7 protein-coding genes are annotated in these 11,086 nt (G+C 44.1%); all 7 read right to left on the bottom strand.

Features of this window, described 5'->3' with window-relative positions:
• Positions 1–2: 2 nt before the first annotated feature.
• The gene (locus BT112_RS10360) at positions 3–1,220 is read right to left on the bottom strand and encodes a FecR family protein (RefSeq protein ID WP_072317303.1); all 1,218 of its coding nucleotides are present in this window, start codon (positions 1,218–1,220) and stop codon (positions 3–5) included.
• A 100-nt stretch (positions 1,221–1,320) separates the two neighbouring features.
• Positions 1,321–1,899 (bottom strand): RNA polymerase sigma factor, encoded by a 579-nt coding sequence (locus BT112_RS10355; RefSeq protein ID WP_083564870.1) that lies wholly within the window; start codon positions 1,897–1,899, stop codon positions 1,321–1,323.
• A gap of 370 nt (positions 1,900–2,269) precedes the next feature.
• Positions 2,270–2,416, bottom strand: coding sequence for a hypothetical protein (locus BT112_RS21835; protein WP_175545778.1), 147 nt, complete (start codon positions 2,414–2,416; stop codon positions 2,270–2,272).
• A gap of 22 nt (positions 2,417–2,438) precedes the next feature.
• Complete coding sequence (locus BT112_RS10350; protein ID WP_083564869.1) at positions 2,439–4,787, bottom strand: zinc-dependent metalloprotease; 2,349 nt, start codon at positions 4,785–4,787, stop codon at positions 2,439–2,441.
• 10 nt (positions 4,788–4,797) lie between these two features.
• Complete coding sequence (locus BT112_RS10345) at positions 4,798–6,144, bottom strand: RagB/SusD family nutrient uptake outer membrane protein (RefSeq protein WP_072317301.1); 1,347 nt, start codon at positions 6,142–6,144, stop codon at positions 4,798–4,800.
• 11 nt (positions 6,145–6,155) lie between these two features.
• On the bottom strand, positions 6,156–9,767 hold the full coding sequence (locus tag BT112_RS10340; RefSeq protein ID WP_072317300.1) for a SusC/RagA family TonB-linked outer membrane protein: 3,612 nt from the start codon (positions 9,765–9,767) through the stop codon (positions 6,156–6,158).
• Positions 9,768–9,871: 104 nt separating this feature from the next.
• Complete coding sequence (locus BT112_RS10335) at positions 9,872–10,984, bottom strand: FecR family protein (protein ID WP_072317299.1); 1,113 nt, start codon at positions 10,982–10,984, stop codon at positions 9,872–9,874.
• Positions 10,985–11,086: the final 102 nt, after the last annotated feature.

The following is an 11,086-nucleotide window of genomic DNA, read 5'->3' as shown; positions in this document are numbered from 1 at the left end:
GCCTAATTTGTGGTGATTAATACTTCATAGGCATTTTCATTTTTGTGATACTTGATTTGATAATTTATTTTAGAGGTCCGGGCGATCATATCGAGTAACTGGCTGAGGGAATAGGTTTTCTTTGCTACTCCTGTAAACAACCTGTCTTTTAAATCCGGATCGGCAAAAGTACATTCGAACCCGTACCACCTCCCGGCTTTAGTGAGTATTTTATCTAACGGTTCCTGGTCAAAGTAGAACTTTCCGTCCTTCCATACGGTATAGAGTTCGGTTTCCACTTTCTGTACCATAGCAACACCTGTGGATTTTGGTATCACAGCCTGCTCGCCGGGGCTGAGAACAACTTCATCACCAAGTATTACCTTCCCTTCGACAAGTGTTGTTGAAAATAATTCATCTTCGGTATAGGCACTGACATTAAACCTGGTTCCCAGCACCTTGATATTTCTCACCCGGGTTTTTACGGTAAAAGGTTTTGATGGATTTTTTACGATATCAAAATACCCTTCCCCTTCCAGCTCAACCACTCTTTCTCCCCCTGCAAAATATTCAGGAAATTTCAGGGAGGAGGCCGAGTTGAGATACACCGTCGAACCATCGGGTAATACCACACTGTATATTCCGCCTACCGGAACATGTAAGGTGTTGTATTCGGGAGTGCGGATTTCCTGGTTCTGTTTTCCTTCCTTATTTTTATAAACCAGAAGATTATCCTTATTTTCCACTTCGACCACCGCATTGGTCATTACAAAACTATCCTTGCTTTTCTCCAGGTTGATCTCACTGCCATCGGCCAGGACTAACGTAGCCTTTTCATATCCCGGCTGAATGGTGTTCACTATTTCCACACCGGATTCTTCTCCTTTGAATACTTCACTTCCCCTGTTCCACAGGTAATATCCGGTGGCGAGCAGACCGATCGCAAAAACAGCAGCGTATTTGTATATCATTGACCGGACCGCTCTCTTTTTTACGCGTCCCCTTTTCATTAGTCTTTTCTGAAAAAGAGTATACATCCGGTCCAGGTTTACCGATTCGTATACGGACATACTTCGCTGAAATTTTTCCTTACTCAGAAGTTCCCGGTAAAGCAACCTGTTCTCCGACTTTTGCAGCCACAAATCCAAAGCTTCGCGTTCTTCCGGACGAAGTTGTTCCGTTACCGATTTATAGATCAAATCGGCAATCCCGAATTTGTTTTTACTATTTGATGTTTTCATAGTGATGGGGAGGATTTGAGATCTCCCTTCACTTATAAAGAGTAGGATTTTGTATATATGGGTGGAATATTATAGAAAAAAAACTGTATTTATCTTAATTTTAACATAGATTATTCAAGAAAAACAGGATAACACTGGAATTTCCGAGTTTACCCCTCAGGATCTCAATAGCCCGGCTGCGCTGTGATTTTACGGTGTTTACCGAAATATTCAACTCTTTACCGATCTCTTTATAAGGCATCCGGTAGATACAGGATAACAAAAAAACTTCCCGGCACTTTTCAGGCAGTTCTTTTAGCGCACCGAATAAGCGGGCATGTAATTCTTCTTCTATGATATAGGTCTCGTAAATATCGTGGTCTTCGATATCGATGCCGGTAATATCCTGAGAAGACTCTTTCCTGTGCTTGCGGAGATGAGCCAGTGCCCCATTCCGAACGACGATATATAAATAAGATTTGATGTCCTGAATTTCCCCGATCTTATCCCGTCTTTCCCATAGGGCCAGCATAGCATCTTCTACGATCTCCTCCGCTACAAATTCATCCCGGACAAGTTTCAGGCTATTTGAATATAGTCTCGGATACAGTTCATAAAAGATTTCCCTGAAAGAATGTTGGGAAAGGGTGGTGTTTTTATCTTCGGGATTAATAATAATTCGGCCTTTAAAAGAGTTCAAAAGTGCTCAAATATAGTCTAAATCCACATATAATAAACTAACCGAAGTACGGAAACTCACAGTTTTCGATTTTCGTAAGATTTTACCTTAATCTGTTTGTCAGTCGCGGATTTCTTCCGCAATTTCAACGGCGTCTGTCCTGGTAAAACAGCATCTTCAGCAAAGGGAATAGGAATTCTTATTGGTGTTTCATCGTCTACAAGAATCTGCTTTTTTAAAACAGCCCGGACGTAATCAACTTATCCGCTCACGGAGTGTACCCAACGATAACCCATGGAATGATTAACAATCTGTAACGATAAAAAACCCGCCCGGAATGTTCCGGGCGGGGACTGAAGGATCTTTATTTTTCGAAAAGCTAATTCAAATATTAATCTTCAAGATCCAGAAGTCTTGATATTTTGGCTGCTATATCTTTAAGATGTATTTTGGTTTCTTCATTTATTCCGGAGCGTCTGGCTGCTTTTTCAAACAATGTTTTCTGTTCTATGAGATGGCGCCTCAGTAAAGTTTGCATATCAGACAGGTAATAAGGATATTTATTCGTATGGCCCGGTAATAAGGCCCGGCTTATCCTCCATAGTGGTCTGTTGCAACAACCTGTTCACATATATTTTCTGCAGGTTTCTCCTGTAAAAATCTATGTTTTCCTTCTCATAGAGTTCCGTAAGTATGGCTTTATCCATATCATCCAACATTTCTGTTAAGGTATAAGCCTTGATATCACTTTCGTACTCGCTGTTTAAAAGTGTGCTCATACGTGATCTCCGGATGATACCATCTATAATATTGCGCTGTACTTTACCGATCTCTATACCGAATGAGTAAAGAATTTTATCATACACTGTAGTTTCATTCAACCATTCGGGAGTTTTGAAAAGTTCCTTACTGATAAAAGCCATAGCTCTTTTCTGCTTATCATACGGCACCGGTTCGTACTGTGGCCCTACCGTAGCGCCTATTCTTACCTCATGATAAACACCTCCTATATTTTTGAGGGCGTGCCCCATATACATTCCGAATTGTCCGAGTAATGCGCCATAGGCTTCCTGGGTCTCCTCGAAACTTTTATGTGGCTGGGTATTCCACTTGAGGAGCTCGGGCACTATACGCTTCAGGTTTTTAATACCGTATTCACCGGCCAGCATGGCATCGTCTCCAAGGTCTTCGTTCTGGCTTCTCGGATCCTGATATTCCACTTCGCTGCCAAACCACAACCTCCTGTTGTTGGCCACACTATCGGTAACTACCTGGATAAGGGCCTTTTCTTCTTCATATTCATCTTTATACTGTGGCAACCAACGATATCCCCAGCTCAGCGCCCACTCGTCGTAATCATTGATACGGGGATATATTCCTTCTTTTCCGATACCATCTTCGGGCTGTGCTACATAATTGAACCGGGCATAGTCCATAATAGAAGCGGTATGCCCATGCTTTGTGAGCCATTCCTTATCTCTCAGTTTCTCTACCGGTGTAGCATGGCTGGCTCCGAAATTGTGCATCAATCCGAGCGCATGACCTACTTCATGGGATGATACGAAACGGATAAGATCGCCCATCAGTTCATCGTCAAATACAGGTTTCCTGGCTCTTTCATCAATGGCACCTGCCTGTACCATATACCAGTAACGGAGTGTTTTCATCACATTGTGATACCAGAAAATATGGCTTTCTATAATTTCTCCGCTACGCGGATCCGAAGTACTCGGTCCCATGGCATTGGCGATTTCCGAAGGGCGGTAGATAATTGCAGAATACTTTGCATTATCGAGACTCCATGTACTGTCTTCTTCTTTTGAAGGAGCTTCTCTGGCATATATGGCATTCTTAAATCCTACTTTTTCAAAGGCCTTCTGCCAGTCATTTACACCCTTTATAAGGTATGGAACCCATTTTTTAGGTGTTGCGGGATCGATGTAAAATACAATAGGTTTCTGCGGTTCTACCAACTCTCCGTCCAGGTATTTCTGTTCCTCTCCGGGCTTGGGTTCGAGACGCCAGCGCTTTACATAAAAACGAGGCTCTACACCCTGGGGATTCACATCGAAATCGCGATGGCCCACCGCAAAGTATCCTACCCTTCTATCGGCCAGTCTCGGGCGCATCGGTTCTTCGGGTAACAATACAAAAGAAGAATTGAGTTCTATCGTATAATTATTCCAGGTAGGATTCAGCCCCTTGTCATAAGTTTTTACCGCGCGTACTTCGAGATTGGTATCGTAAGCATGTACGAATTTCACATAACTCCGGTCATTCTGCTGTCCTCCCATTCCGGCACGCTCCTTAAGTTTCTGATTGGCAAAGTACAGTACATCACTGTCACTGTTCAGAAATTCGGTGACATCCACAACCACGGCAGTGGAGTCCTTATTTATTGCCGATACGTCGAAAGCCTTGGCTATAGCCTGAACATTGTTCATCTGGATTCCCTTATACATCGCTGCGGTAGTATCGGGCTGGTATTCGGTGAAGGAAATACGACGGAGAAACAACTTGTTTCTCGGTCCTTCTTCAAAGCGATAAACCGCCTGTCCTATTTCGTCCCCTACCAGTCCGAAAGAACCGTTTCGCATATCAGCAGAGGCTTTCGATATCCTGTTGACCACGAGAATATCCTTTCCGTAAATGGTTTTGGGAATCTCAAAAAAGTACTTGTCTTCTTTTTTGTCATAAAAAGTAGTAATAAAGCCTTTCTGACTTTGCATTTCTTTTTTTATGACATCCTCATACTTTTTCAGTTTATTCTTTTCCTTGTTGTCTACAGAGTCTTTTTTCTCCGTCTTTTCTTCTTTCTCTTTGTCCTTATTCCCTTTTTTCTGGGCATAGGATCCGGTGTGGATACATAGCAAAAGAGCCAGCATCCATAGCATTTTAGTGTTTGACATGTTTATGATATTATCTCGGATTTTGTTCTATTTCAGGATTTTGAGAGATGTAAATATTCGCAATGGGGAATACGTATTTATTAGCATTGGGTTCCAGGGTATACGTTGCTCCCTGAAACTCTCTGCTTATGGTTTTTGCAAAGCGATCTTCTTTGTTAAGGCGCTTCAGATCGAACCAGCGTATACCGGTACCGAACAGTTCCCTTCTTCGTTCGTCCAGTACTGTAGGTAAAACATCGTCTACGACAGAAAGCGGCTCGTAATCCCCGGCCCGAAACCGTGCGATCCTCAACGTATTCAGTACCTCGGTCGCAGCGGCAGCATCTCCTGACCGCGCGAGACATTCGGCCTTAATCAGCAACATTTCGGGTACGGTTGGCCCACTGTAAATGCCCTGGTATACCAATTTGGGTTTCCAGTATACCCTTCCGCTGAAAGGATTCCACGTAATATCGGTTCCCGGTCTGGTAAAAAGTTCATATCTCAAATCATTCTCGTCAAAAAGACCGGTCAGCTCATCGCTAAGCCTGTAGTCGAGTACAGTACTCCCCAATCCTTTTGCCATTAATATTTCCGGATCTTCATACTTTACCGGATATGCACTTCCGTTCGCATAATCTTCGAGGTTATTCAGTGTATTCCGGAGCCCCAAAGCGTCCTCAGCGTTCAAAAGTGCATTATCGTAATCGCCGATCTGAAGACTGACCCGGGCCAGGAAGCCGTATGTCCCTGCAAGTGATGGCATAAACGAGTTATCCTGAAAATCCGGTAACAGCCCTGTAGCATCTTCCAGGTCCTGAAGAATGAGATCATAGACTTCGCGGACGGAAGCACGTTTGAGTGAGGCAAAAAGGTCGGGAGTGGTCAGCAGCGGAACCCCGGGATCCGAAGATGCCGTGGCAACATCGTATTGCCGGGCATAGATATTTACCAGGCAATAATAAGCATAAGCCCGGTGTACCTTGGCCTGCCCCATAATGTTGTTCTTTTCGCTTTCTGTTCCTTCTGCACTGGACATTACATTGGTGATCACCTCATTGCAGATATAAACCTGCTTGTATAACCGGGCCCAGTCCCGGTCTTCCTCATCGATAAATATATAATCGGCCCAGGCATAGGCATATTTATCCACATCGGACATACGGGAAATAAATTCCTCATCCACGATCTCAATATCATCCGAAGCGAGTTCCGGATAATAAAACGTACTTTCCAGATTGGTCGTATTGTTCAGTATATACTGAAAATCACTGGTATATTTCAAGGTCCTTTTCCCCGGCTGGTCTACTTCTACATAGTCCCTGCACGAAGAAAATACCATTGCTGTCATCAATAAAACGTATGTAATCTTTTTCATGGACTTCAACTTTAGAATGATACATTAAGACTTAATGTGTAGGTAACGGGTGGCGCCAGGCTCTGATAATTTCCCTGGAATACATAATTCGGATCCAGTCCTTCATCATTTTTTACCCATATCGGTCCGAGATTGGTTACGGAAGCCCCGATATTCATCCGCCTTATAAAGCCCAGCTTCTCCAGCATTTCAGAGGGCATATTATAATTCAGCGTAACCTGATCGAGACGTATATTGTCCCCGCTGATTACATTGATGTCCGAGTTGATATAACGGGTAATACTGTTGGAATTGGTATATCGTACCCCCGGAACATTCGTAGTAGCCTCATCTCCCGGATTTCTCCACCGATCTACCAGGGCTTTACTCGATGCCAGGAATCCTTCGTAATAACCGCTGGTAGGATAAAAAGAGGTCTGAATATCGTTTTTAAACAATTTATGTCCGAAAGCATAAGTCGCCTTTACATTTAATGTCAGGTTTTTATACCTTATACTATTCATAAACCCTCCATAAGTGGTCGGCGTGGTCCGCCCCATATATTTCAGGTCAGCCGGGGTTAATTCGGACAAAAACTCGGTGGATGGAATAATGTTGCCATCCGCTCCGTAAATCTGAGACTGGCCGTTTTCGTCCAGACCTGCCCACTGGTAAGCAAATAAATAATCGGTAGGGTATCCTGTGATAACGGTATTCCCCCCGGTTAGCGGGTTCGTCGCGGATCCCGGAAAACGGCTGTCGGTAACTTCGTTCTTGTTATACGAAAAATTCAAATTACTCTGCCATGTCCAATCCGTTCCGCGTAAAGGATACGCCGTAACCCCAATCTCATATCCTCTGCTCGTCAAATCCCCGGTGTTGTACGATAAGCTACTCCATCCGTACGTAGCGTTGTAATCGACATTGGTAAGAATACCGTCAGACCATTTTCTGAAGATATCAAGATTTACATTAACCCTGGAACTGAACAGGCCAAAATCTATCCCGAAATTGAGGGTTTTGGTAATTTCCCATCCGAGTTGCTGGTTTCCGGGAGACATAATACTACCATAAGTCTTGCCGGTATAAAAATCCGTTCCTCCTATGGATACCGTAGTGAGCGCAGATCCGGATGAAGGAACAGATCCTCCGCTACCGTAGGTAGTCCTTACATTAAGAGCACTCAACCAGCGCCATCCCTGCATGAACTGTTCTCCTTTTATGTTCCATTTCCCCCCGACAGACCATAATGGTATGGCCCGGTCTCTTCGAGACACACCTATAATATTGGAGTCGTCAAAGCGTATACTTCCGGAAAGAAAATACGTATTCCGATAAGAATAGTTAGCATTTCCGAAATAAGACAAATACCTGAACCTGGTTTTAATGACCCCGCCATCGTTAATTCCGAGTGTAGTCGAATATCCGTATATGGTGTTGTACGGCACGGTAGGGTTTACAACAACAGCAGTAAGGGCATCCCTGTTAAAACCGAATTTGGTAACCTGATACCCGGAGGATGAAGCCTGCCTGATCTCGCTGCCTCCCATCAAATTAATGTGATGTAGCCGGTTCCAATCCTTGTTTATATTAAGCTGGGCACGTAAGGTATAATCTTCATTACTGGTGTTTCCGGCTCTGTACCTTCCTCCTACCGGAACACCGTATACAAGCTGTCCGTTGGTCGCAGACACCGTGGTCCCGGTATTGATCAGGTCTCTCATTTCATAACTGTCCTGATCCTTGTATTGCGTCATATCGTTCGTGCCACGTTGCAGCATTCCGGACACGGCCAGTTCTGCCCATGGAGTTATCTCTCCGCTGAGCCTGGCATTAATACGGGTTTTACTCTTGTTATATTTCGTGTATGACAGGCCCAGTTCGTCCATAGTATTATACGTCCATGGCATATAGCCCCGGGCATCCAGGTCATCGATAACATCCGGTGTAAATTTCAGATAACGGTCTATGGATGCCCCGTTTTCATCCAGCAGCATGTCATAAGGACGAAGACCGTATGTTCCTCCGGAAAGAGCCTGTATTGCGGCATTGTTTACCTTATCTCTGAAAAAAGTATGGTTGATCCCGGTTTGTAATGAGATCCGGTCATTCAAAAGTTTGGTGTCAAAATTTGCTGTCACCCCGTATTGCTCGGAGCCGTTACTCTGAAAAACAGGCTGATTATTGGAATAATTCCCGGAAATATAGTACCCTGTTTTTTCTCCGCCACCACGAACGGACATATTGTACTGTTGTGTCACCTGCGAACGCAACAGATTATCCTTGATCTGTTTGTGATTACTGGTTCCGCCCAATCTTTCGAGTTGCTGATCGAGTTCCTGACCGGAGATTTCTCCGCGCTGCGCAGCAAACATATAATTCACGGCCTGGCTCTGGTTCTGGTATCTCCAGTAAGAATACGGATCCGGAAAATATCCGTAATCGAAAAGTTCTTTTTCGAAATCTATATATTCCCGGCTGTTCATGACGTTGAGATCTCCCAGGTCCGCAGGAGATGAGATACTGGTAATAGCCTGAAAACTGAATTCCGGTTTGGCATTCGAGCGACCTTTTTTCGTCTCGATAACAATCACACCGTTAGCAGCACGGGACCCCCAGATAGAGGTGGCCGCAGCATCTTTGAGCACTGTGATACTCTCAATATCGTTCAGGTTGAAGTTACTGAGCACATTATCGTTGGTATCTCCGTAAATGCCCTGAACAGAGGTTCCGGTAGTATTCACCAGGCTCTGGTCCATCGCAGGAAAACCATCGATAACGATCAGTGGTGTACTGGCCTGACTGTTAAAAAAAGTATTGGTACTCCGGATGGTGATCTGTTTGGTTTTGGGATCTACCTGCAAACCCGGGGTCATTCCTTCCAGTCTGCTCAACGGATCAATAGAAGGATTAAAGGAGATTTGTTCGGTTCCCAGGGAGCTATACGAACCTGTAGCCACTGCCTTTTCTATTGTCTGATATCCGTTGGACACCAGGACAATCTCATTGAGTTCACTCACCATCTCTTTCAGAACGACATTGATTACCTTGTCATCCTTTACCTCGATCTCCTGTGACCGGAAACCGAGATACATAAATTTCAGTACTTCACCGGGAGCGGCTTTGATCCAGTAATGTCCTTCTTCGTCACTGGAAATCCCGCGTCCCGTACCGACAACCCAAACGGAAACTCCCATAATAGGCCTCCCCTCTTCATCGGAAATATAACCGGAAACCCCTTGTTGTTGCTGCATGTCGGTAAGACGTTGCAAAGCCTTATTTTCCTTGATAATTATAGTTCTGGACTCATTGGAATACACATACCTGAAAGTAGCTCCCAGGCTTTTGTTCAACAGGTCATACGCCTTTATTTTTCCCTTTTTTAAAGCTACGGAAGGTGCTCCGGAAAACATAGAAGACGGGTAAATAAAAGTATAGTCGGTCTGATCCTTGATCAGGCTGAATACTTCTTCTACTTCAAAATTACCGGTTTCCGGAACCGATATTTCAGCATTTTGTGCCTTGGTGGTTTTTACCGTAAATCCGAAGGCTACCGTACAACACAAACAAATAAGTGCTCTCATAATGGACAGCAATACCCGTTTACCCCCAAATAATGGGTAAGTGGTAAAATTAATTTCCATAAATTTGTAATGTTAATTGGTTTGTTACTCAGTTAATGAATCGATTGCGTCAAAGGGATAAAGTTTTGTATGGTGAGAGATCTTAACTTTATTCCCTTTTTTATTTATTTCAGTTTTACTTCATTCTCATCTATTTTATACGTTACATTACTTGAAGCCGACAGGACATCCAGTATTTTACGGAGTCCGAGTTCCCTGCTGAAACTACCGTTGAATTTCATTGTCCGCAGCGCATCATCGGTAAAGCTTACCTTAACATCATACCAACGGGACAGTGTCAGGGCCATTTCTTCGAGCGTGATATCCCGGAACCGGAATACCCCTGCCCTCCAGGAGGTATAATCTTCGGTATTTACCCGCTTTTTTTTCATTGTTCCGTCCTGTTCCGTGTATACTACCTGTTCCCCGGGAATAAGAAGTTCACGGCTTGTTCTTCCGGACAATGCTACCTTCCCTTCTACCAGTGTACTGGTAATATCCTCATCTTCGGGATAAGCCCGGATGTTGAACTCCGTACCTAACACTTCGATTTCCTGGCTTCCGGTCTTGACGACAAAAGCACTTCCTTCATGCTTTGCTGCCGGGGTTATCTGAAAATAGGCTTCTCCGTACAACAACTCCACAGTCCTTGTCTCTCCCGGTAAAAATGCCACCGGATATTTTATTTTAGATCCCGCATTGATCCATATTCTGGAACTGTCAGGCAGCCGCAATACAAATTCTCCGCCGCGGGGTACCTCCAGTGCATTATACTGGTCCCGGCTTCCCGTATCTGCGGTATAAACGAGCTGCCGGCCGTTACTCGTTGCCTTTCCGGTTGCAAATACTTCGCCTTCACGAAGTGCTACCTCATTACCGTTTTCCAGCGTAAGAATAGCCCTGGAAGTACCGGGACGGATATCGGCAACTTTTACTTCAGCACGTTCTCCGGTACTCCGGTATGTTATAATTCCGAGCGCGACCAGTAGTACTACAGCTGCGGCAGATACATACCGGAGATATCCCCTGCGTTTTTTACTGTTGTACTCCGGACGGCGGTTTATCGTTTTCCAGGCTTTTTCCTTATTTACCTTAATCCGGCCGTGATATAGGTTTTCTTCCACCTTATCAAAATACTGACGGTGCCGGGCAGAAGCCTGGTACCAGTCCAGAAACTCCTTTTCTTCTTCCGAAGTCAGGGTGTTCTCTATTTTTTTTACTATGAGCTTAAAATCCATTAACAATTTGGGTACATTGGTTTAACTATAAGACAACATATTTCCGGAAAAGGGTGATAAAAAAGAAAAGTTTTTTCAAAAAGATTGAAAATATGCACTCTA

This window comes from Sinomicrobium oceani, assembly GCF_900119185.1.
Classification (GTDB): domain Bacteria; phylum Bacteroidota; class Bacteroidia; order Flavobacteriales; family Flavobacteriaceae; genus Sinomicrobium; species Sinomicrobium oceani.
This window is presented reverse-complemented; position numbering and strand designations above follow the sequence as displayed.